Source organism: Alcanivorax xiamenensis (assembly GCF_009846745.1).
Lineage (GTDB): Bacteria > Pseudomonadota > Gammaproteobacteria > Pseudomonadales > Alcanivoracaceae > Alloalcanivorax > Alloalcanivorax xiamenensis.
In genome coordinates this window covers 1-22,603 of sequence record NZ_AQPF01000038.1, presented here as the reverse complement: position 1 = coordinate 22,603, position 22,603 = coordinate 1, and the positions used below count along the sequence as shown (strand labels likewise).

The window sequence follows — 22,603 nt, the reverse complement described above, 5'->3', positions numbered from 1 at the left end:
CGCCGGCGCTCCTTGATCAAATAGTGGTGGAAAAAGTGTCGTTCTGATTGCGCTTGTCCAGTTCCCGCATGAGCGTGTCCTGCAGGTGCTGGCACAGCTCCGGGTCGGATACCGGATCGCCGTTGAGGTCGGTAACGAAGAACACGTCCTCGACCCGCTCCCCGAGAGTGGCGATGCGGGCGTTCTGCACCAGCAGCTCGAACTGCACGAAGATGCGGCCGATGTGGGCCAGCAGGCCGGGACGGTCCAGGGTGTGGATGTCCACCACGGTGCGGTCATTGACGATGTCGTTGCTGATCACCACCTGGGTTGGCACATCGAAGTGCTTGTGCCGGCGGGGCATGCGCCGGCTTACCGTGGTGCCGAATTGCTCAGGGTGCTTGAGCGTCTCGGTCAGGGTCTGACGGATGTGTTCGATGCGCGGCCAATCGTCACCAATCGGCGTGCCATGCTCGTCCAGAACGATATAAGTATCCAGACTGAAGCCATCGGCGCTGGTGATGATGCGGGCGTCCATGATGGTCAGGCCCAGGGCGTCGAGCGCGTTCACGGTGGCGGCAAACAGATTCTGGGTATCGGGCGTGTAGATGAAGATTTGCGAGCCGCCCTCGGTTTGCCCCTGGCCCATCTGATTTTCGCGGATCAATACCAGTGGATCTTGCGGATTGGGGCGGCCGAGCAGGGCCTCGGTGTGCCAGGCGATGTCCCAGGGGGTTTCGCGAAGAAAATACTCATCGCCGATGTTGGCCCACAGTGCTTCCACCGCTTGTGGGTCCTGATCGCGATCCACCAGCATCTTGAGGGCCGCTTCGTGGGTCTCGTCGATCCAGTCCTGTTTGTCCAGCGGATTGTTCAGGCCGCGGCGCAGGGCGCGCTTGGTTTCCACGTACAGCTGGCGCAACAACGAAGCGCGCCAGGAATTCCAAAGACTCGGGTTGGTGGCGTTGATGTCCGCCACGGTGAGCACGTAGAGGTAGTCCAGGTGCACCAGATCGCCGACCACGCGGGCGAATTCGTGTACCACGTCCGGGTCGGAAATATCCTTGCGCTGGGCAGTGACGCTCATGGTCAGATGGTTGCGGACCAGCCAGGCCACCAGTTTACCGTCCCAGCTGCTGAGGCCATGGCGTTGGCAAAAGGCGATGGCGTCCTCGGCCCCCAGTTCGGAGTGATCGCCGCCACGGCCCTTGGCGATGTCGTGATAAAGGCCGGCCACGTACAGCAATTCCGGTTTGGGCAGCCGGTAAAACACCTCGCTGGCCAGCGGGAAGGTCTCGCGCATGTCGTCGTAGCGCAGCCGGCGCATGTTCTTGATCACCAGCAGAGTATGGGCATCGACGGTGTAAATATGGAACAGGTCGTACTGCATCATGCCGATGACGCGGCCGAACTCGGGAAGGTATTTGCCGAGCAGCCCGTAGCGTTTCATCCGCCGCAACTGGGTGAACAACGAGTGAGGACTGCGCAGCAGTTGCATGAACAGGGCGGTGTTGGCGGGATCGTTACGGAACGAGTCGTCGATGGTCGGCCGGGCTTCGATCAGCGCGCGTATCGTCTCCGCGCGGATGCCTTTCAGGTCCGGGTTCTGGGCCAGCAGCACGAACATTTCCAGCATCGCCGAAGGGTGCTTCTGGAATACATCCGGGGCGCTGATTTCCAGGTAATCATTACGCGCCTGGAAGCGGCGGTTGAGCGGGCGTTTCTTTTCTGGGGTGGGGAGGTCCGGGGTGTCGGAGCGCAGAATCGCTTCGTCGAACAATTGCAGCAGCATCTCATTGAACACCGACATGGCCAGGGCCACCCGGTAAAACCCCTTCATGAAATGCTCCACCGCCAGGTTGGCGTCGGAATCCCGGTACCCCAGGCGGTCCGCCAACTGCCGTTGATGATCGAACAACAGCCGGTTCTCGTTGCGCCCGGTGAGAGAGTGCAGGGCCCAGCGGATGCGCCACAATTCGGCCAGCCATTTTCGCAGTAGAGCGTGCTCCTTGCGGGTGATGAAGCCGGCCTCGACCATGGTGTCGATGCTGTCGGCACCGAAATGCCGGCGCGCCACCCAGGAGATCATCTGAAAGTCACGCAGGCCGCCGGGGGCGTTCTTGAGATCCGGTTCCAGGTTGTACTCGGTATCATTGTGCTTGGCGTGGCGGGCGGTCTGCTCGTCCCATTTCGCGGCGAAGAAGCGGTCCGCCGGCCACATCCGGTCCGGGGCGGTGCGCTCGGCCAGGGCGGTCAGGACCGCGTCGTCGCCGGCCAGGGTGCGCGCTTCCATGATATTGGTGGCGACGGTGATGTCCTCGGCGGCCAGGGCCACGCACTCGTCAAGGGTGCGCACGCTGTGGCCGATTTCCAGGCCGATATCCCAAAGAAAGGCGACAAAGCCTTCCAGGGAGCCACAGGCCCGCTCGTCGGGGGTCTGACGGAACAGCACCATCAGGTCCACATCGGAGTAGGGGTGCAACTCGCCGCGGCCATAACCGCCCACGGCCACCAGAGCGGCGTCGCTCAAACCGTCCAGACCGAACAGGGACCAGGCGGCGATCAGGACCCGGTCCACCAGGGTGGCGCGGCCGTGCACCAAATCCTCGATCGGGGTCTGGTCAAAAGCGGCGTCCAGGCGCGCCTGTCCTTCCTCCAGGTAGGCCCGGGCGGCTTGCCCGGGCTGGTCGGCATCGCGCAGACGGGTAAGAAGGTCTGACTGACTCAGAGGGGGCGTCAACGTCATGCTGGAACCTGCCACATAAAAGAAGGGGCCGGCTCAGGGCCGGCCTCCGGGTTGGACGAGCCACCGAGGTGGGTGCCGTCCGATCATTCTACACAAACCACCGGTGACACGAACGGCTCAATACAGGTCCTGTTCCTCGTCGCGCGCGGTCAGTACTTCGTAGCCGTCGGCGGTGACCGCGATGGTGTGCTCCCATTGGGCGGACAGCTTGCGGTCCTTGGTGACCACGGTCCAGCCGTCCGGCAGCACCTTGTTGGAGGCCTTGCCGACATTGATCATCGGCTCGATGGTGAACACCATGCCCTCGACCAGCTCCAGGCCGGTGCCGGTTTTGCCGTAGTGCAGCACCTGGGGCTCCTCGTGAAAGCCCTCGCCGATGCCGTGGCCGCAGTATTCGCGTACCACCGAGAAGCGCTCGCTCTCGGCCAGTTTCTGGATGCGGTGACCGATGTCGCCCAGGCGTACCCCGGGTTTGACCATCCTGATCCCGGCCAGCATGCATTCACGGGTGGTTTCCACCAGACGGCGGGACAGCACCGACGGTTCACCCACGTAATACATCTTGCTGGTATCGCCGTGCCAGCCGTCCTTGATCACGGTGACGTCGATATTGATGATGTCACCGCTTTTGAGCACCTTTTTCTCGCTGGGGATGCCGTGGCAGACCACGTGGTTCACCGAGGTGCAGATCGACTTGGGGAAGGGGATTCGGCCGGGGGCGCCGCCGTAACCCAGGCAGGCGGGGATGGCATTCTGCTTGTTGACGATGTGGTCATGGCAGAGTCGGTCCAGGTCCTCGGTGGTTACCCCCGGCTGAACATGTTCGCCAATCATTTCCAGGACTTCGGCGGCCAGACGGCCGGCTTCGCGCATTTTGGCGATTTGTTCGGGGGTTTTGATCACTACATTCATGCCAGGAACCTGTTCGTGGTAAAAGGTGTTGTCGTCAGCGAAAACCGCGGTAAATAAAGACCGGAGTCAGTAAAGGTCGAGAGTGAGTCCGGTGTCTACCCTGGAGACCAAGGGAAAAATACCGTGTTTTCAGAGACTTGGGCGGACCCGGCCGGGCAGCGTCCGGGTCTTTTCCGTTGCCTCGACGGGGGCGGTCGTGGTATAAAGCGCCCGCTTTCTCGCTCGTCGGCGGTGCCGCATTGTAACCGTTCGGCGGTGAGGAGTGGAGCCTTGCGCCGGACAACCCTTCCCGATCACGGGAAATGGGGGTTCCGGCCGGGTAAACAACGACACACACGTTCCGACACATGGCTCGGGGTGCCTCCCGGCGCTTTCCCGGTTTTACGGGGAAGACCAGAGGTTGGGTCATGAGGGGGCGTGGAGGCCTAACCCTTGGAGTTTACATTATGTCTAGCGTAACCATGCGCGATATGCTGAAGGCCGGCGTGCACTTCGGCCACCAAACCCGTTACTGGAACCCGAAGATGAAGCCGTTCATCTTTGGTGCCCGCAACAAGATTCATATCGTTAACCTGGAATCCACCCTGCCGTTGTTCAACGAAGCCATCGGCTTCCTGAACAAACTGGCCGCCAGCAACAACAAGGTTCTGTTTGTTGGCACCAAGCGCGCCGCTCAGAAAGCGATTCGCGAGGAAGCCAAGCGTTGCGGCATGCCCTATGTGGATCACCGTTGGCTCGGCGGCATGCTGACCAACTGGAAGACCATCCGTCAGTCCATCAAGCGTCTGCGTGATCTGGAAGCGCAAAGCGAAGACGGCACCCTGGACAAGCTGACCAAGAAAGAAGCCCTGATGCGCCGCCGTGAGATGGACAAGCTGGAACGCTCCATCGGTGGTATCAAGGAGATGGGCGGCCTGCCGGACGCGCTGTTCGTGATCGACGTGGACCACGAAGACATCGCCGTTCAGGAAGCCCGCAAACTGGGTATTCCGGTGGTGGCGGTGGTGGACACCAACTCCGACCCGGATGATATCGACTACGTCATCCCGGGCAACGATGATGCCATTCGCGCTATTCAGCTTTATGTCCAGGCCGCCGCTGACGCGATCCTGGAAGGCAAGGAATACGCGAAAAACAGTGGTGCCGGCGGCGAGAATGAATTCGTCGAGGTAGTGGAAGACTCGGAAGCCGACCAGGCCGAGGGTTGATTCGCGTCGGGCCGGGGAGAACTCCGGCCCGTGCCACCTGACTCAACACCCTGTTAAAAAGATTCAAGAGGTAAGCATGGCTGCTGTAACTGCTGCAATGGTGAAAGAGCTTCGTGAGCGCACCGGCCTGGGCATGATGGAGTGCAAAAAGGCGCTGGTTGAAGCGGACGCGGATATCGAAAAAGCCATTGATGACCTGCGCAAATCCGGCCAGGCGAAAGCCGCCAAGAAAGCCGGTCGTACCGCCGCCGAAGGCGCCGTGGTCGTGGCCACCAGCGATGATAATTCCAGTGCGCTGATGGTTGAAATCAACTCCGAAACCGACTTCGTCGCCCGCGATGAGAACTTCCTCGGTTTCGCCAATAAAGTGGCCAAGGCCGCTCTGCAGGCCGGTGCCACCGACGCCGCCGCGATCGCCGAGCTGAAGCTGGAAGACGGCGCCTCCGTGGAAGAAGCGCGTCAGGCTCTGGTGCAGAAAATTGGCGAGAACATCCAGGTGCGTCGCGCCGTGGCTCTGAACGTGGATGGCGGCGTGGTCGCTTCTTACGTGCACGGCGGCAAAATCGGCGTGCTGGTTTCCCTGTCCGCGGGTAATGCCGAGCTGGGTAAAGACGTGGCCATGCACGTGGCCGCGGTGGCGCCGATGGTGGTCAAGTCCGACCAGGTGCCCGCCGAGACTCTGGAAAAAGAGCGCGAAATCATTCGCGCGCAACCGGACATGGAAGGCAAGCCGGCGGAAATCGTCGAGAAAATGGTTGGTGGCCGCATCAACAAGTTCCTGAAGGAAGTGAGCCTGCTGGATCAGCCCTTCGTGAAGGATCCCAACACCTCCGTTGGCAACCTGGTGAAAGGCGCCGGTGCCGAGGTGGTGGCTTTCGAACGCCTGGTGGTGGGCGAAGGCATCGAGAAGGAAGAAGTGGATTTCGCCGCCGAAGTGATGGCTCAGGCGAAACGCTAAATCGCGCGCCGCATGGCGTGCCGGGGCGGCGGCCGTAAAGCTCGCGTTATCTTTACGCCGCCGCGCCACCAAAACGCCTTGTTGGGCTCCCCAGCAAGGCGTTTTTTTAAGAATCGATTATTGAAACCGGGTGCCAACCGGCGCACCCGATGACTTCCGCGCCGATGGCGGTGCTCTTTATAAGGGCTGCCCGGTTTTCGCGAATTTCGCGGAGGCGGCGTGGGAAGCGTGTGAGCAAATCTCCGCCGGCGCGATTAAACAGTTGCATCCTCGCGTGCGGCGGGTAGTGTGTCGAGAGTCCTGTGGCTGCGGTACGCTCGCGAGCCGGGCCATTTCAGGCGCACGGACCGGACGATTAGCAAATGGCGGGTATTCCATGAGTGGCGGAGAGCATGATATGGCCAAGAGCAAGGAGCGTTCACCGCGCTACAACCGCATCCTTCTCAAGCTGAGCGGTGAGGCGTTGGCGGGCGATGAGGGGTTTGGTATCGACCCCCGGGTACTGGACACCTTGTCCCTGGAGATCGGTCAGTTGGTGGGCATTGGTGTTCAGGTCGGCATCGTGATTGGTGGCGGTAACCTGTTTCGCGGCGCCGCCCTGCAAACAGCCGGTCTGGACCGGGTGGCGGGCGATCACATGGGAATGCTGGCCACGGTAATGAATGGCCTGGCGATGCGTGATGCGCTGGAGCGCTCCAATATTCGTACCCGGCTGATGTCGGCCATTCCCATGAGCGGTATCGTGGAGCATTATGATCACCGGCACGCCATCCGCTATCTCAAAAACGGCGAAGTGGTGATCTTCTGTGCCGGCACTGGCAACCCGTTCTTCACCACGGATTCCGCCGCCTGCCTGCGCGGTATCGAGATCAGCGCCGACGTGGTGCTCAAGGCCACCAAGGTGGATGGCGTCTATGACGACGACCCGGTGAAGAACCCCGAAGCACGCAAATATGACCGCCTGACCTTCGACCAGGTGCTCGACAGCAAACTCGGCGTGATGGACCTGACCGCCATTTGTCTGTGTCGTGACCACGACATGCCGTTGCGTGTGTTCAACATGAACAAACAGGGCGCGCTGCTGAATCTGATGCTGGGGGGCAATGAAGGCACCCTGGTGGCGTCCGAAGTACAGGAGGCGGGCTCCGAAACCGCGTAGTCGGCGAACATTCGGAACGCAGCCCAGTGAGAACAGGCGAGGAATCGAAAGGTGATCGAGGACATCAAGAAAGACGCTGAATCACGTATGAAGAAGAGCCTGGAGGCTCTGGACGTGGCTCTGAAGAAAGTGCGCACCGGGCGCGCTCATCCCAGTCTGCTGGACACTGTCCATGTGTCCTATTACGGCTCGGACACGCCGTTGAGCCAGTTGGCCAACATCAGTGTGGAAGAGGGGCGTACCCTGTTGGTGTCGCCGTTCGACAAGAGCCTGGTGCCGGATGTCGAGAAGGCCATCCTGACGTCCGACCTGGGCCTGAATCCCTCCACCGCTGGTACCGTGATCCGGTTGCCGCTGCCGCCGCTGACCGAGGAAACCCGTCGGGATCTGGTGAAGGTGGTGCGCGGCGAGGCCGAGCATGCCAAGGTGGCGATCCGCAACATCCGCCGTGATGCCAATGGTGACTTCAAGGATTTGCTCAAGGAGAAGGAAATCTCCGAGGACGAAGCCCGTCGCGGCGAGGAGCAAATTCAGCAGCTGACCGACCGAATGGTCGGTGAGGTGGAGAAGATGCTCAAAGTCAAGGAAGAGGAGTTGATGACCGTTTGAGGATCCCGGGATCCTCAAACGGCCAGTGCGGGCGCCGGCGGTTACCGGCGCCTGCGTTGTTTAGGGTGGTACGGGACGGCGAAACGGATCAGATTCGTTCGTTGCCTGACGAACAACAAGGACGATAACCCGGAGGTTCTTGATGGAAGAAACCCGACCGGTTTCCTCGGCGCCGGACCTGGATTCCCACACCGGGGCCTTGCCGCGTCATGTCGCCATCATCATGGACGGCAACAACCGTTGGGCCCGCCAGCGCGATCTGCCCGGCGTCGAAGGCCATCGGGCTGGTGAAGCCACGGTACGGGAAGTGATTCGCCGTGCCGCCCGTCGCGGTATCGAAGCGGTGACGCTGTTCGCGTTCAGTTCCGAGAACTGGCGCCGGCCGGAGGACGAGGTACAGCATCTGTTGGCGCTGTTCGTCCACGCGCTCGGGGCGCGGGTCGCCGAACTGCATGAGAACGGCATCCGCCTGCGCTTCATCGGTGAGCGCTCCGCCTTCAATGACGGCTTGCGCCGGGGCATGGCCGAGGCCGAGCAACTGACCGCCAATAACGCCGGCATGACCCTGGCCATCGCGGTTAACTATGGTGGCCAGTGGGATCTGACGCAGGCCGCCCGGCGTGTTGCGCGGCGGGTGCTTGACGGCGAATTGACGGTTGAGGAGATCACCGACGCCGAACTTGGCGGCCATGTCAGCCTGGCCGATCTGCCGCCGCCGGACCTGTTGATCCGCACCGGCGGCGAGCAACGCCTGAGCAACTTTCTGTTGTGGCAGGCCGCCTACAGTGAATTTTATTTCACGCCAACCCTGTGGCCGGATTTCGACGGTCAGGCGCTGGACCGGGCGCTGGCGGATTACGCCTCCCGGCAGCGCCGTTTCGGGCGCTCCGGCGAGGAAGTCAGTCGCCTCGATGGAGACTCCTCATGCTGAAACAGAGGGTGATCACCGCTCTGATTCTGTTGCCGATCGTGCTGGGCGCGGTTTTTGGCCTCGGCCGGGTGCCGTTCGCGGTGATCGCCGGTGTGTTCTTCGTCGTCGGCGGCTGGGAATGGTCCGGCATGATGCGTGGCCTGGGCCAGGGCGGTCGTCTGCTGTGGTGTTTGTCCCTGGCGCTGCTGATGGTGGCGGTCGAGATCTGCCGTCCGGCCTGGGTGCTGAACGCGCTGCCGTTATGGTGGTTGCTGGCGCTGGTGATGGTGCTTGGCTACCCGCGTAACGCCCGGCTGTGGTTCCGGACGCCGATCATGGTGGTGGTGGGCTGGCTGCTGTTGATACCGTCCTGGGCCGCGGTAGTGGAACTGCAGGATCGGGGGGCACTTGGTCTGGCCGGTCCCTGGGCGCTGCTGTTCATTCTGGTGTGGGTATGGGCGGCCGATACCGGCGCTTATTTCGCCGGCCGGGCCTTTGGCCGGCATAAGCTGGCACCGCTGGTCAGTCCCGGCAAGACGGTGGAAGGGCTGGTCGGCGGTGCTCTGCTGGCACTGGCCGTGGTGGCCCTGGTGTACGCCACCGGCTGGCTGCGGGCGACCTTGCCGGCGCTGTTGATCGTCGCGTTAATGACCGTGCTGGCCTCGGTGCTGGGTGACCTGTTCGAGAGCATGGTCAAGCGTGAGCGCGGTATCAAGGACAGTGGCTCGGTATTGCCGGGCCACGGCGGTATGCTGGATCGTATCGACAGTGTCACCGCCGCTTTGCCGGTGGCGCTGGCCGGCCTTAACTGGTTCTCCCTGCCAGGAGGCGTGCTGTGAAGGAGCGTATTACCGTCCTCGGTGCCACTGGCAGCATCGGCTGCCAGACCCTGGAGGTGCTGGCCCTGCACCCGGAGCGCTATGAAGTGGTGGCGCTGACGGCGGGCCATCGCTGGCGGGAGCTGGCTGAGCAGTGCCTGCGTTGGCGTCCGCGCTACGCCGCCCTGGCGGATGAGCAGGCCACCGTCGAGCTTCGGAACCATCTCAAGGCGGCAGGGTCAGACACCGAAGTGCTGGCCGGGCACCAGGGCGTGTGCGCTGTCGCCGGTCTGGACGAGGTGGACACGGTGGTGGCCGCCATCGTCGGCGCCGCCGGCGTGCGTCCAACTCTGGCGGCGGTTGGCGCCGGCAAGAAAATTTTGCTGGCGAACAAGGAAACCCTGGTGGTGACCGGCGCGCTGTTCATGGACGCGGTGAAGCGCCATGGCGCCACGCTGCTGCCGGTGGATTCCGAGCACAACGCCATTTTCCAATGTCTGCCCCGGGATGGTGTGGATCAGGGCGTGCGCAGAGTGCTGCTGACCGCCTCCGGCGGTCCGTTTCTGGGCTGGTCCGCGGAGCAACTGGCGTCGGTGACGCCGGAGCAGGCGGTGCGCCATCCCAACTGGGACATGGGGCCGAAGATTTCCGTGGATTCCGCCACGTTGATGAACAAGGGGCTGGAATTCATCGAGGCTTGCTGGTTGTTCGATATGCCGCCCGAGCGGGTGGACGTGGTGATTCACCCGCAAAGCGTGGTGCATTCCATGGTCGAATACCTGGACGGCTCGGTGCTGGCCCAGATGGGCACACCGGACATGCGCACGCCGATCGCCTGCGCCCTGGCGTGGCCGCAACGGATCGCCTCCGGCGCGCCGTCACTGGATTTCGCCACCCTGGCCGAGCTGCGTTTTCTGCCGCCGGACGAACAGGCCTTTCCCTGTCTGGCCCTGGCCCGGCAGGCGATGCAGGCGGGCGGTGCCGCCACCGCCGTGCTCAATGCCGCCAATGAAGTGGCGGTGGCCGCTTTTCTTGACGGCGGGCTGGGTTTCCAGCATATCGGTAGCGTGGTGGCGAATACCCTGGACGCATTGCCCGGCGGTCGCTGTGACGATGTGGACGAAGTGATGGACCTGGACTCCCGCGCGCGGGATCTGGCCCGCCAACAAGTACAGGGCCTGGGCCGATGAAGGAGACGGTGTGAAACGCGATGGACAGACAGTGATGCCGCCGCTGATGGCTTGTACAGAGGTCAATCGATGCTGACGGTTCTGGCTTTCATCGTCACCATTCTGGTCATCGTAGCCTTCCATGAATGGGGACATTTTCTGGCCATGCGCGCTTTCGGCGTGCGGGTTTTGACGTTTTCCGTGGGCTTTGGCCCGCGCCTGTGCCGTGTCACTGATCGTCGTGGCACCGATTGGGTGATCAGCGCGATTCCCCTGGGCGGCTTTGTCAGGCCTCTGGATCGCCGGGACGGCGATCTCCCGGACGATGCCACCCCGGATGAGGAATTCTCCGGCAAACCCGCCTGGCAGCGTGTGATCGTCTATGCCGCTGGCCCCATATTCAATTTCATTCTTGCTTTCCTGATTTACTGGCTGTTGATGATGACCGCCGGTGAGCGTGGCTATGCGCCGGTGGCGGGCAATCCGGCGGTGGACTCGCCGGCGGCGGTGGCGGGTTTCGAGCCTGGTGATCACCTGCTCAGTGTCGGCGGTCGCGCAGTGCGGACCTGGCAGGATGTGATGGGCCGGCTGGTGTTGCACCTCGGCGACGCCGAACCGGTGCCGGTGCAAGTGCGGGACCGCCAGGGCCAGGAGCGGACGCGGCAATTGGATATCAGTGCCTGGTCCCGGGATCCGGAACAGTCGCCCTTGCCGGTTCTGGGCCTGAGCCCGGCGGTGGTGATTGGCGAGATCGCCGAGGGTAGCGGGGCCCAGCGCTCCGGCGTGCGGACTGGCGATCAGGTGCTGACCACCGACGGACAGCTGGTGCCGGGCTGGAGCGCCTGGCGGCAGAAGTTGCAGGAGAGTCCGGGGCGGGCGCTGCCCGCCACCGTGCTGCGTGACGGTCGCGAGCATTCCCTGACCCTGCATCCCGAGCCGGTGATGCTGGAGGACCGTGTGGTTGGTCAGCTCGGTGTGCTGCCCGGCGGGATCGTCGAACAACGTTATAATCCGCTATCGGCGCTGGACGCCGCTGGCGATCGCCTGGCCGAACAGGCTGGCGTGGTGTGGGCGAGTATCGCCAAATTGTTTACTGGTCATCTGCCACTGGATAGTCTCGGTGGGCCGGTGACCATTGCCCAGGTGGCCGGGCAAAGCGCGGAGGTTGGAATTCTCAGCTTCCTGATGCTGCTGGCTTATCTCAGTATCACCCTGGGCATTATCAACCTGCTGCCGGTGCCGATGTTGGACGGCGGTTGGATTCTTTTCGGCATCATCGAAATGATTCGCGGGCGCAGCCTGCCCGAGCGGTTCCTGACCACCGCTCAAGGGGTGGGGTTGACGCTGGTGATGAGTTTCATGTTGTTGGCCATCTACAACGATCTGGTGCGACAGTTTTCATGAGATACCGGGAAACGACCCAAACCCTGTTCGGCGGGGTAGTGCTGACTCTGGGGGCGCTGAGCCCCGCGCTGGTACAAGCCCAGGAAGCCGTGCCGTTTCAAGTGAGGGATATCCGCGTGGAGGGGCTGCAGCGCATCCCCGTCGAGCGGGTATACGCCACCTTGCCCATTCAGCCCGGTGACACCGTGACCCGGCAAAGCGTGGTGCAATCGGTGCAGGCCCTGTTCGCCACTGGCAATTACGAGGATGTGCAGCTGGGGCGCGACGGCGACGATCTGGTGGTGATGGTCTCCGAGCGACCGAGCATTGCCCGTATTGAGCTCTCCGGTAACAAGTCGATCGAGGAGGACGCCCTGCGCAAGGGGCTGACCGAAGCCGGCCTGGCCGAAGGCGAGGTGTTCCAGCGCTCCACCCTGGAAGCGATCTCTGGCGAGCTGGAACGGCAGTACGTGGCTCAGGGCCGCTACGGCGCGGACATCAGCACCGAAGTGACGCCCCTGCCGCGGAACCGGGTGGCGCTGAAGATCGACATCTACGAAGGCAAATCGGCGCGCATCAACGACATCAACATTGTTGGCAACACCGTGTTCGATGACGACGAGTTGCTCAACGTCTTCAGTTTGCGGCCGTCACACTTCTGGTCGTTCATCAAGGGCGACGACAAATACAGCCGCGAACGGCTGGCCGGTGATCTGGAGCAACTGCGGTCGTACTACCTGGATCGGGGTTACATCAACTTCTCCATTGAGTCCACCCAGGTGGCGGTGACGCCGGACCGGGAAAAAGTGGCGCTCACCATCAACGTCAACGAGGGCGAGCAGTACACCGTCAACAGCATCAAGCTGGCCGGTGACCTGGTGGTGGACGAGGAGCAGCTGCGTTCGCTGGTGGTGCTGGACGAGGGGCAGGTCTTCAGCCAGCAACAGGTGACCTATACCAGTGATTTGATCAAGCGCCGCCTTGGTAATGAAGGCTACACCTTCGCCGAGGTACGCGGCATTGATCAGGCAACCAATGATGAGGACAACACCGTCGACGTGGTCTTTTACGTCGAGCCGGGCCGTAAGGTTTATGTGCGCCGTATCAATTACAACGGCAACCAGAAAACCGCCGATGAAGTGATGCGCCGGGAGATGCGCCAGTTCGAGCAGGCGCCGGCCAACACCGCGTTGATCGATCTGTCCCGTCAGCGTCTCGAGCGTCTCGGTTACTTCAGCGCGGTGCAGGCGGACACCGATCCGGTGCCCGGTTCCGATGACCTGGTCGATGTGAATTACCAGGTGGAGGAACAACCGTCCGGTTCCATCGGCGCCAATGTGGGTTATTCCGACGCTTCCGGTATGGTGTTCGGCGCCAACATCAGTCAGAACAACTTCCGCGGTACCGGTAACCGGGTGTCCTTCGCACTGAGCCGAAGTGATATCCGTGATGCCTACAGCTTCTCCCACTACAACCCGTACTACACTCTGGATGGTGTCAGCCGTGGCTTCAGTCTGTACTACTCCAAGATTGATTTTGATGAAGCCCGGGTCTCCTCCTACGCCGCGGACCGCGCCGGTGGCTCGGTGACGTTCGGCTATCCGATCTCCGAATACACGCGCCTGAGTTTCGGCGGTGGTCTGGAGCGAACCAAAATTTCCGATGGTGAGTTCATTGCCGTGGACATCGCCCGCTTCATGGAAGAAGAAGGGCGCACCTTTGACGAAATCAAGACCAATGCCACCTTGCGCACCAGTACCCTGAACCGGGGCATCCTGCCGGACCGTGGCTGGGCCAGCACCCTGAATCTGGAAGTGGCGGTGCCCGGCTCTGATTACCTGTTCTATAAACTGAGTTGGGATGGCGAGAAGTACTTCCCGATCACCAACCGCTGGACCTTGCGTACCCGCAGTAGCGTCGCCTACGGGGATGGCTATGGCGACAACGAGGTGTTGCCGTTCTTCGAAGCGTTCTACGGCGGGGGGATCGGTTCGGTCCGGGGCTATGAGTCCCGCTCTCTGGGCCCCCGTTCCGATGCGCTGTATTATGCGCAACGCGGCGAAGTGGATCCGGATCCCGATCCGATCGGCGGTAACCTGCTGACCGAACTCAGCGTGGAACTGATTTTCCCGACGCCGTTCGCGGCGGAATCCCGTAGCGTGCGGACGTTCCTGTTCGCCGATGCGGGTAATATTTTCGAGACCAAACGGGATGATATCGACGCTGATTTCGCCGTCCAGGATCTGCGGGCATCGGTGGGTATTGGCCTGAGCTGGCTCACCGCCATCGGTCCACTCAGCTTCAACCTGGCCAAGGCGATCAACAACGAGTCCGGCGACGATACCGAGGTGTTCCAGTTCTCCCTGGGGCAGACGTTCTGATAGAGATGGGCCAGAGGCAGGCCCGGCGATGCCGGGCCTTTGTTGTTATAGGGAAGGGACCTGTTAGGAGCGGTTTATGAAGAAGAGCTTGCTTGTTGTGCTGATGCTGTTGCCGATGCTGGCCAGCGCGGAAATGCGGATCGGTGTGGTGGATCCGATCGGTGCCTTGCAGGAGGCCGACGAATTCAAGACCCGCTACAGCAAACTGGAATCCTCTTTACAGGGTGACCAGGCGCGGCTGGAACAACTGGGTAAGGAAGTGGAAGGGCTGCGTGATCGCCTCGACAAGGAAGGCATGACCATGGGGGAGGACGAACGGCAGCGTTTGCAAACCCAGGGACAGCAGAAGATGATCGAGGTGCAGAACCTGCGTCAGTCCGCGCAAAAGAAACTGGGACGCGGTCAGCAGGAAATCCTGGATGTGATGGAGCCGAAGTTGCGTGAAGCGGTGGAAGCGGTGTCCAAGAAGCGTAATCTGGACATGGTCCTCAACGGCCAGGCGGTGGTGTACCTGAAGGGCGATGAGCCGGATATCACCAAGGATGTCACCCAACAACTCAATCGCATGAAATAATCGATGACGGTTACTCTGGAATTTCTCGCCCGGGAGCTGGAAGCCGAGCTGCATGGCCCGGCGGATGCCGAGGTCAGTGGTCTCGGTACCATCGGTGCCGCCGGTCCACGCCAGCTCACCTTTCTGGCCAACCCCCGCTATCGCGCCTTTCTGGAGAACACCAGCGCCGGCGCGGTGTTGCTGAGCGCGGATCAAAGGGAGCATTGCCCGGTACCCGCTCTGGTGGTGAAGGACCCGTACCTGGCGTTCGCCAAAGCCAGCCATTTCTTTGATACCGCGCCGCGGGTGCCCGCCGGCGTCCATCCGAGTGCGGTGGTGGATCCCACGGCGACGGTGCCAGAGTCCGTATCACTGGGCCCGAATGTGGTGATCGAGGCCGACGTGGTGCTTGGTGAGGGCACCGTGGTGATGGCCAATTCGGTGATCGGCGCCGGTACCCGAATCGGTGAACAGGGCCGCATCTGGCCGAATGTTACAATTTATCATGGTGTTACCATCGGACCGCGGACTACCATTCACTCCCATACCGTGATTGGCGCGGACGGGTTCGGCTTCGCCTTCAATGGCGCGGGTTGGACCAAGGTGGCGCAGGTTGGTGGTGTGCGTATCGGCGCGGACGTGGAAATCGGCGCCGGCACCACTATCGATCGCGGGGCCATCGAGGACACCGTGATCGGCAATGGGGTAATCCTGGATAATCAGATTCAGGTGGCCCACAACGTGGTGATCGGCGATCATTCCGCCCTGGCCGGCAAAGTCGGTATCGCCGGCAGCAGCCGTATCGGTAGTTACTGCATGATCGGTGGCGCGGTGGGAATCTCGGGTCACCTGGAAATCTGTGACCAGGTACAGATTCTCGGCATGTCCCTGGTATCCCGTTCGATCAAGGAACCGGGAACTTACGGGTCGGCGCTGCCCGTGGATAAACAGGACCGTTACCGCCGGAATGTGGCGCGTTTTCGCCACCTGGACGAGTTGTCCCGGCGGGTTCGTCGTCTGGAAAAGGCGCGGGGCGGGAACAGCGAAGACTGAATCCCAGGCCGCGTCGGATCCAGCGATGATCGGATGTCACGCCCCCGACAGGGGGTTTTTGCTTTCGGAATACATATCATGATGGACATTAACGAGGTGCGGGAATACTTGCCCCACCGCTATCCGTTTTTGCTGGTGGACCGGGTGGTGAACGTGGAGCCGGGCAAGCGCATCGAGGCGTACAAGAACGTCACGATCAACGAGCCCTTCTTCAACGGCCATTTCCCGCAGGAACCGATCATGCCCGGCGTGCTGATCATCGAAGCGATGGCCCAGGCCGCCGGGATCCTCGGGTTCGTCACCGAGAACAAGCGCCCGGCGGACGGTTACATCTACCTGCTGGTGGGCGTGGACAATGCCCGCTTCAAACGCCAGGTGGTGCCCGGTGACCGTCTCACGCTGCAGGCCGAGTGGGTGATGCTGCGCCGCAGTATTCTCAAGTTCACCTGCCGCGCGGAAGTGGAGGGCCAACTGGTGGCCTCCGCCGACATGCTGGTGGCGGAACAGAAAGTCTGATTCACGCCCGCTCGGGCGGGCGTCACGGCCATCGCCGCCTGTCAGCCTCTTGGCTATACTGGCGGCGATGGCACTATTCGGAACGACATACCAGCCCAGGGTGGACACGCATACCTATGATTCATCCCACAGCCATTATCGATCCCAAAGCGGAGCTGGCGGCGGACGTCGAAGTCGGGCCGTACTCCGTGATCGGGCCTGACGTCACTGTCGGTGCCGGCACGGTTATCGGCCCCCATGTGGTGATCAAGGGGCCGACGAGCATCGGCGCCAACAACCGCATTTTTCAGTTCGCTTCGGTGGGCGAGGACTGCCAGGACAAGAAATATCAGGGTGAACCCACCCGTCTGGAGGTCGGTGACGGTAACGTTATTCGCGAGCACGTCACCATTCACCGTGGCACCGCGCAGGATCAGGGTCTGACCCGCATCGGCAACAACAATTTGCTAATGGCCACCGTGCATGTGGCCCATGATTGCATGATCGGCAACGATAATATTTTTGCCAATGCCACCGGCATCGCCGGCCACGTGCACATCGGCGATAACGTGATTCTGGGCGGCATGACCGGTATCCACCAGTTCTGTCACATTGGTTCCTACGCCATGTCCGCCGGCTGCAGTCTGATCGTCAAGGATGTTCCGGCGTATGTCATGGTCGGCGGCAATCCTTCCTCCGCCCGCAGCATGAACTTCGAGGGCATGCGCCGGCGCGGCTGGGACAGCGAAGTCATCAATCGTCTGCGCAAGGCGTTCAAAGTGGTCTACCGCCAGGGCATGACCCTGGAACAGGCATTGGCGGAGCTGGAGCCGGAAGCCGGGCAGTGCGATAAGCTGAAGCTGTTCGTGGACTCCCTGCGCGATTCCACTCGGGGCATCACCCGCTGATATGGACGCGCCGCTGATCGCCCTGGTGGCTGGCGAGGCCTCCGGCGATATTCTCGGCGCCGGCCTGATCGAGGCTCTGCGGGAGCGTTACCCGGAGGCCCGCTTCTTCGGTGTTGGCGGCGAACGCATGATCGCCGCCGGGTTTGAAACCCTGTTTCCGATGGAAAAGTTGTCGGTGATGGGTATCACCGAGGTCCTTTCTCACCTGCCGGAGCTGTTCCGCCTGCGCCGCCAGTTAGTGGACGCCCTGCTGGAAAAGCGCCCGGCGGTGGTGATCACCATCGATTCTCCGGATTTCACCCTGGGCGTGGCCAAGCGTGCTCACGCCGCCGGTCTGCGCACCGTTCACTACGTCAGCCCGTCGGTGTGGGCCTGGCGCCAGGGGCGGGTCAAGGGCATCCGGCGGGACGTGGACCTGATGTTGACACTGTTCCCGTTCGAGGCGCTGTTCTACGAAGAGCACGAGGTGCCGGTGGCCTTCGTCGGGCATCCCCTGGCGGACATGATCGAACTGGATGTGGACACCGCCGCCGCTCGCGCCGAGTTGGATCTGGACGAGGAGGGCAAGTGGCTGGCGGTGCTGCCGGGCAGCCGGGGCGGGGAAGTGTCTCAACTGATGCCACCGTTCCTGGATGCCATGGTACGTCTGCACAAGGACAACCCGGCTCTGCGCTTCGTCATCCCCGCCGCCAATCAGGCCCGCCGTGAGCAAATTGAAGTGGCGCTGGGGGCGGCGCCGGCACTGCCGGTGACGGTGATGGACGGCCGCAGCCGCACGGTGATGGCCGCCGCCGATGTGGTGTTGATGGCGTCCGGCACCGCCACCCTGGAAGGCCTGCTACTGAAAAAACCCATGGTGGTGGGCTATCGGGTGGGCGCGGTGACCTATGCCATCGTGTCGCGGCTGGTGAAGAGCGAGTTCGTCGCCTTGCCCAATCTGCTGTGCCGGAAGGCCATGGTGCCTGAGCTGATTCAGCATCAGTTGTCCGGGGAGGCGGCGGCGCGGGAAGTGAACCGATGGCTGCATGAACCACGGCGGGTGGCCGCGTTGCGGGAGGATTTTGCCCGCGTGCATGAGGCCCTGCGCGGCGGCGCCAGCGTCAAGGCCGCGGACGCCATTGTCGGCCTGTTGGAAGGTTAGCGATGAACCATCCCTTTGCGGAATACGCTCTGAGCGAGCCTTTTGTCCCCAGCGCTTTTGCCTGGCAACCGGGTATGGTGCTGGCCGGCGTCGACGAAGTGGGGCGGGGCCCGCTGGTGGGCGCGGTGGTGACCGCCGCCGTGGTGTTGGACCCGGCAAGGCCCATAGAGGGACTGGCGGATTCGAAGAAACTCACCGCCAAACGCCGTGAACAGTTGGCGGAATTGATCCGTGAGCGGGCCCTGGGCTGGGCTCTGGGCCGCGCCGAAGCGGCGGAAGTGGATCAACTGAACATCTATCATGCCACCCACCTGGCCATGGTCCGGGCGGTGCAAGCACTGCCCATTGACGTGGAAGCGGTGTTGGTGGACGGTAATCGGACCCCGTCCTTCGCCTGTCCGGCGGAAGCCGTGGTGAAAGGGGATGGCCGGGTACCGGCGATCGCCGCCGCCTCGATTCTCGCCAAAGTGGCGCGGGACGCGGAAATGGTGGCGCTGCATCGGCAGCACCCCGATTACGGCTTCGACCGTCACAAGGGCTATCCCACCGCGGTGCATCTGGAAGCGTTGCGCCGTCTCGGTCCCTTGCCCGAACATCGCCGTTCCTTCGGCCCGGTGGCGGCCCTGATCGAATCGAACTGACCCGCCGTCGTGGGCGGGGAATCTAGGAGTCTTGTTTCGTGAGCGAACCCCGTTTCGTCCATTTGCGACTGCATACCGACTACTCCCTGGTGGATGGCGTAGTGCGGGTGAAGGAACTGGTCAAGACCTGCACCGCCCAGGGCATGCCGGCGGTGGCGGTCACCGATGAGAACAATCTGTTCGCCCTGATCAAATTCTACTCCAACGCCCAGAGCGCCGGCATCAAACCGGTGATGGGCGCCGATCTGTGGGTGCAGGCGGATGATCCCGAGGACGAGCCCAGCTATATCACCTGTCTGGTGCAGAACGAAGAGGGCTACCGCAATCTGACCCTGCTGATCAGCCGGGCCTGGCAGACCAATCAGGTGCGTGAACGGGCACTGATCCGGCGTGAGTGGCTGCTGGAACTCAACGAGGGGTTGGTCGTGCTGTCCGGCGCCCGTTTTGGCGACGTGGGTAAATGGCTGCTGGCGGAGAAGATTGATCTGGCGCGGGAACGGGCCTTGGAATACAAAGCCGTGTTTGGTGACCGTTACTACCTGGAGGTGCAGCGCACCCAGCGCCCCGGTGATGAGGACTGCCTGCACGCCAGCGTGGCGTTGGCGGCGGAGCTGGACATCCCGGTGGTGGCCAGCAATGACGTGCGTTTCCTCAAGCGCGAGGATTTCGAGGCCCACGAGGCGCGGGTCTGCATTCATGACGGCAACACCCTGGATGACCCGCGCCGGCCACGAAAATATTCCGAGGAGCAGTACCTGAAAAGCGCGGAGGAAATGGCGGAGCTGTTCTCCGACCTGCCGGAAGCGCTGCAAAACAGTGTTGAGATTGCCCGGCGCTGTACCCTCGACATTCGTCTGGGCAAGAACTTCCTGCCGGATTTCCCGGTGCCGGAAGGCATGACCATTGAGCAGTACTTCGAAAAGGTATCCCGGGACGGGCTCGAGGAGCGGCTGGCCAAGATTCTTGATCCGCAGGCGCCGGACTACGCCGAACACCGCAAGGTCTATGACGACCGCCTCAAGTTCGAGCTGGACATCATCAATCAGATGGGTTTCCCCGGCTACTTCCTGATCGTGGCGGACTTTATCCAGTGGGGTAAGGAACACCAGGTGCCGGTGGGGCCGGGGCGGGGCTCCGGCGCTGGCTCCCTGGTGGCCTACGCATTGAAGATCACCGACCTCGATCCGATCGCCTACGACCTGCTGTTCGAACGCTTCCTGAATCCGGAACGGGTCTCCATGCCCGACTTCGACGTCGACTTCTGCATGGAAAAACGCGATCGCGTGATCAATTACGTGGCCGATAAATACGGCCGTGACGCGGTCAGCCAGATCATCACCTTTGGCACCATGGCGGCCAAGGCGGTGGTGCGGGACGTGGCGCGGGTGCAGGGCAAACCCTACGGCATGGCCGACCGGCTCTCGAAGATGATTCCCGGCACGCCGGGGATGACGCTGTCCAAAGCACTGGAGCAGGAAGAGACGCTGCGGGATTTCCTTGAGGACGACGGCAACCCGGACAAGGAAGCGGTCAATGAAATCATGGAGATGGCCTTCAAGCTGGAGGGCCTGACCCGGAACGTGGGCAAACACGCCGGCGGCGTGGTGATCGCGCCGGGCAAACTCACCGATTTCGCGCCCCTGCACTGCGACGAGCACGGCGAAAACCTGGTCACCCAGTATGACAAGGACGACGTTGAGCAAGCCGGGCTGGTGAAGTTCGACTTCCTCGGCCTGAAAACCCTGACCATCATCGACTGGGCGATGAAGGCGGTGAACGTGCGCCGCCAGCGGGAAGGAGAGGGGCCGCTGGAGATCGAACGGATCCCGCTGGATGACACGCCCAGTTTCGATCTGCTCAAGCGCGGTGATACCACCGCCGTGTTCCAGCTTGAAAGTCAGGGCATGAAGGAGCTGATCAAGAAGCTCAAGCCCGATGTGTTCGAAGACATCATCGCTTTGGTGGCGCTGTACCGCCCCGGCCCGTTGGAATCCGGCATGGTGGACAACTTCATCAACCGGAAACACGGTAGGGAGCCGTTGGCCTACCCGGATCCGCAGTACCAGCATGAATGGCTGGAATCGATCCTCAAGCCCACCTACGGGGTGATCCTCTACCAGGAGCAGGTGATGCAGATCGCCCAGGTCCTGGCCGGCTATACCCTCGGCGGCGCCGACATGCTGCGCCGCGCCATGGGTAAGAAAAAACCGGAGGAGATGGCCAAGCAGAGGGAGATCTTCGAAAGCGGCGCGAAAGAGAAGGGCGTGGACCCGGACCTGGCGATGAAGATCTTCGACCTGGTGGAGAAGTTCGCCGGTTACGGCTTCAACAAATCCCACTCCGCCGCCTACGCCCTGGTGGCCTACCAGACCGCCTGGCTCAAGGCCCATTACCCGGCGGAATTCATGGCGGCGGTGATCTCCGCCGATATGCAGAACACCGACAAGGTGGTGACCTTCATCGATGAATGTCACTCCATGGACCTCAAGGTGCTGCCGCCGGACGTGAACTCCTGTGGCTATCGCTTCACCGTCAACCCCGAGGGTGACATCGTCTACGGGCTGGGGGCGATCAAGGGGCTTGGCGAGGGTCCCATCGACGCCATCGTCAGCGCCCGTGGCGACAGCGACGGATTCGACGATCTGTTCGACTTCTGCCGCCGCATCGACCTGAAGAAGATCAATCGCCGCTCCCTGGAAGCCCTGGTGCGTGCCGGAGCCCTGGACAAGCTCGGGCCGAACCGTCATTTCCGTGACCGCGCCACGCTGCTGGCCACCTTGCCGGATGCCATCGCCGCGGCGGAACAGGATGCCCGCAACGAAGAAGCCGGCATGATGGATTTGTTCGGCTCCATGCAGGCCGCCGAAACGCCGGTGGTGGAGTGGAAGCCGGCCCGCGAATGGAATGACGAACTGCGCCTCAACGGTGAGCGCGATACCCTGGGTCTGTTCCTGACCGGTCATCCCATCGACCAGTTCGAGCACGAAGTGCGTCAATTCGTCAGCGCCCGTTTCAATGCCCTGCAACCCACCGCCAAGGGCGAGGCCGCCACCGTGGCCGGCCTGGTGGTGGCACTGCGCATCACCCGCAGCAAGCGCAGCGGGGAGCGTATGGCCTTCGTCACCCTGGATGACAAGACCGGGCGGCTGGAGGTGTCGGTGTTCGGCAAGACCTTCGCCCAGTTCGGCGAGCGGATTCAGAAGGACATCCTGTTGGTGGTGCGCGGCGGGGTGCGCAACGACGATTACTCCGGTGGCTTCAATCTGGTGGCCGACGAGGTGATGGATATGCGCCAGGCCCGTGAGGTGTTCGCCCGCCGCTTGTGTGTGTCGGTACCGGTGGAACAACAACTGCCGGACACTCTGGATCGGCTGCTGGCCCCATACCGGGGCGGTGCGATCCCGGTGACGCTACGGCTCGCTCACAAGGACGCGGAGGTGGCCATGCCGCTTGGCGATGAGTGGAAAATCAGCCCCCACGAAGCGCTGGTGGATGAGCTGCGCAACCGCTTCGGTGAGACTTCGGTGCGGTTGGAGTATTGAGTGGCCGGACGCCAGACGCCAGACGCCAGACGCCAGAC

General features: G+C 62.3%; 18 protein-coding genes. 16 read left to right on the top strand and 2 right to left on the bottom strand.

Annotated elements, in window-relative coordinates; genetic code table 11:
- Positions 1-16 precede the first annotated feature (16 nt).
- Both A6D6_RS17020 and map read right to left on the bottom strand, forming a co-directional pair.
- On the bottom strand, positions 17-2,725 hold the full coding sequence (locus tag A6D6_RS17020) for a [protein-PII] uridylyltransferase (protein ID WP_159661356.1): 2,709 nt from the start codon (positions 2,723-2,725) through the stop codon (positions 17-19).
- Between the two features lie 117 nt (positions 2,726-2,842).
- Entirely contained in the window at positions 2,843-3,637 is a 795-nt protein-coding gene (map, locus tag A6D6_RS17015; RefSeq protein ID WP_159661355.1) for a type I methionyl aminopeptidase, read from the bottom strand.
- Positions 3,638-4,083: 446 nt separating this feature from the next.
- Between map and rpsB the strand changes: the two genes are divergently transcribed.
- The 16 genes from rpsB (at position 4,084) to dnaE (ending at position 22,565) form a co-directional block, all read left to right on the top strand.
- Complete coding sequence (rpsB, locus tag A6D6_RS17010) at positions 4,084-4,845, top strand: 30S ribosomal protein S2 (protein WP_159661354.1); 762 nt, start codon at positions 4,084-4,086, stop codon at positions 4,843-4,845.
- A 76-nt stretch (positions 4,846-4,921) separates the two neighbouring features.
- A complete protein-coding gene (gene tsf, locus A6D6_RS17005) occupies positions 4,922-5,803 on the top strand; it encodes a translation elongation factor Ts (RefSeq protein WP_159661353.1) in 882 nt (293 codons plus the stop codon).
- Between the two features lie 397 nt (positions 5,804-6,200).
- Positions 6,201-6,962: a UMP kinase gene (pyrH, locus tag A6D6_RS17000; protein WP_236564142.1), complete on the top strand. Its 762-nt coding sequence runs from the start codon at positions 6,201-6,203 to the stop codon at positions 6,960-6,962.
- A gap of 51 nt (positions 6,963-7,013) precedes the next feature.
- Entirely contained in the window at positions 7,014-7,571 is a 558-nt protein-coding gene (frr, locus tag A6D6_RS16995) for a ribosome recycling factor (protein ID WP_133492556.1), read from the top strand.
- A 142-nt stretch (positions 7,572-7,713) separates the two neighbouring features.
- On the top strand, positions 7,714-8,502 hold the full coding sequence (gene uppS, locus A6D6_RS16990) for a polyprenyl diphosphate synthase (RefSeq protein WP_133492557.1): 789 nt from the start codon (positions 7,714-7,716) through the stop codon (positions 8,500-8,502).
- Entirely contained in the window at positions 8,496-9,320 is an 825-nt protein-coding gene (locus tag A6D6_RS16985) for a phosphatidate cytidylyltransferase (RefSeq protein WP_133492558.1), read from the top strand. Before uppS ends, A6D6_RS16985 begins: the two co-directional genes overlap by 7 nt.
- Entirely contained in the window at positions 9,317-10,489 is a 1,173-nt protein-coding gene (gene ispC / locus A6D6_RS16980; RefSeq protein ID WP_133492559.1) for a 1-deoxy-D-xylulose-5-phosphate reductoisomerase, read from the top strand. The genes A6D6_RS16985 and ispC overlap by 4 nt, the downstream gene beginning before the upstream one ends.
- Before the next feature lie 69 nt (positions 10,490-10,558).
- On the top strand, positions 10,559-11,872 hold the full coding sequence (rseP, locus tag A6D6_RS16975) for an RIP metalloprotease RseP (protein WP_133492560.1): 1,314 nt from the start codon (positions 10,559-10,561) through the stop codon (positions 11,870-11,872).
- Positions 11,869-14,232, top strand: a complete 2,364-nt coding sequence (gene bamA, locus A6D6_RS16970; RefSeq protein WP_159661352.1) for an outer membrane protein assembly factor BamA — start codon at positions 11,869-11,871, stop codon at positions 14,230-14,232. Before rseP ends, bamA begins: the two co-directional genes overlap by 4 nt.
- Before the next feature lie 76 nt (positions 14,233-14,308).
- Positions 14,309-14,806, top strand: a complete 498-nt coding sequence (locus A6D6_RS16965) for an OmpH/Skp family outer membrane protein (protein ID WP_133492562.1) — start codon at positions 14,309-14,311, stop codon at positions 14,804-14,806.
- Positions 14,807-14,809: 3 nt separating this feature from the next.
- Positions 14,810-15,838 (top strand): UDP-3-O-(3-hydroxymyristoyl)glucosamine N-acyltransferase, encoded by a 1,029-nt coding sequence (gene lpxD, locus A6D6_RS16960; protein WP_133492563.1) that lies wholly within the window; start codon positions 14,810-14,812, stop codon positions 15,836-15,838.
- Positions 15,839-15,916: 78 nt separating this feature from the next.
- Positions 15,917-16,354, top strand: a complete 438-nt coding sequence (fabZ, locus tag A6D6_RS16955; RefSeq protein WP_201303825.1) for a 3-hydroxyacyl-ACP dehydratase FabZ — start codon at positions 15,917-15,919, stop codon at positions 16,352-16,354.
- A gap of 116 nt (positions 16,355-16,470) precedes the next feature.
- Positions 16,471-17,241 (top strand): acyl-ACP--UDP-N-acetylglucosamine O-acyltransferase, encoded by a 771-nt coding sequence (lpxA, locus tag A6D6_RS16950; protein ID WP_159661351.1) that lies wholly within the window; start codon positions 16,471-16,473, stop codon positions 17,239-17,241.
- A gap of 1 nt (position 17,242) precedes the next feature.
- Positions 17,243-18,382: a lipid-A-disaccharide synthase gene (gene lpxB / locus A6D6_RS16945; protein WP_159661350.1), complete on the top strand. Its 1,140-nt coding sequence runs from the start codon at positions 17,243-17,245 to the stop codon at positions 18,380-18,382.
- A 2-nt stretch (positions 18,383-18,384) separates the two neighbouring features.
- On the top strand, positions 18,385-19,023 hold the full coding sequence (gene rnhB, locus A6D6_RS16940) for a ribonuclease HII (protein WP_133492566.1): 639 nt from the start codon (positions 18,385-18,387) through the stop codon (positions 19,021-19,023).
- A gap of 38 nt (positions 19,024-19,061) precedes the next feature.
- Positions 19,062-22,565, top strand: a complete 3,504-nt coding sequence (gene dnaE / locus A6D6_RS16935) for a DNA polymerase III subunit alpha (RefSeq protein WP_133492567.1) — start codon at positions 19,062-19,064, stop codon at positions 22,563-22,565.
- The last annotated feature ends 38 nt before the right edge of the window (positions 22,566-22,603 follow it).

Excerpts from the sequence above, each read along its gene's own strand:
- A6D6_RS17020 (WP_159661356.1), bottom strand. The coding sequence starts at position 2,725 with ATGACGTTGACGCCCCCTCTGAGTCAGTCAGACCTTCTTACCCGTCTG.
- map (WP_159661355.1), bottom strand. The coding sequence starts at position 3,637 with ATGAATGTAGTGATCAAAACCCCCGAACAAATCGCCAAAATGCGCGAA.
- rpsB (WP_159661354.1), top strand. The coding sequence starts at position 4,084 with ATGTCTAGCGTAACCATGCGCGATATGCTGAAGGCCGGCGTGCACTTC.
- tsf (WP_159661353.1), top strand. The coding sequence starts at position 4,922 with ATGGCTGCTGTAACTGCTGCAATGGTGAAAGAGCTTCGTGAGCGCACC.
- pyrH (WP_236564142.1), top strand. The coding sequence starts at position 6,201 with ATGGCCAAGAGCAAGGAGCGTTCACCGCGCTACAACCGCATCCTTCTC.
- uppS (WP_133492557.1), top strand. The coding sequence starts at position 7,714 with ATGGAAGAAACCCGACCGGTTTCCTCGGCGCCGGACCTGGATTCCCAC.
- A6D6_RS16985 (WP_133492558.1), top strand. The coding sequence starts at position 8,496 with ATGCTGAAACAGAGGGTGATCACCGCTCTGATTCTGTTGCCGATCGTG.
- rseP (WP_133492560.1), top strand. The coding sequence starts at position 10,559 with ATGCTGACGGTTCTGGCTTTCATCGTCACCATTCTGGTCATCGTAGCC.
- bamA (WP_159661352.1), top strand. The coding sequence starts at position 11,869 with ATGAGATACCGGGAAACGACCCAAACCCTGTTCGGCGGGGTAGTGCTG.
- A6D6_RS16965 (WP_133492562.1), top strand. The coding sequence starts at position 14,309 with ATGAAGAAGAGCTTGCTTGTTGTGCTGATGCTGTTGCCGATGCTGGCC.
- lpxD (WP_133492563.1), top strand. The coding sequence starts at position 14,810 with ATGACGGTTACTCTGGAATTTCTCGCCCGGGAGCTGGAAGCCGAGCTG.
- fabZ (WP_201303825.1), top strand. The coding sequence starts at position 15,917 with ATGATGGACATTAACGAGGTGCGGGAATACTTGCCCCACCGCTATCCG.
- lpxA (WP_159661351.1), top strand. The coding sequence starts at position 16,471 with ATGATTCATCCCACAGCCATTATCGATCCCAAAGCGGAGCTGGCGGCG.
- lpxB (WP_159661350.1), top strand. The coding sequence starts at position 17,243 with ATGGACGCGCCGCTGATCGCCCTGGTGGCTGGCGAGGCCTCCGGCGAT.
- rnhB (WP_133492566.1), top strand. The coding sequence starts at position 18,385 with ATGAACCATCCCTTTGCGGAATACGCTCTGAGCGAGCCTTTTGTCCCC.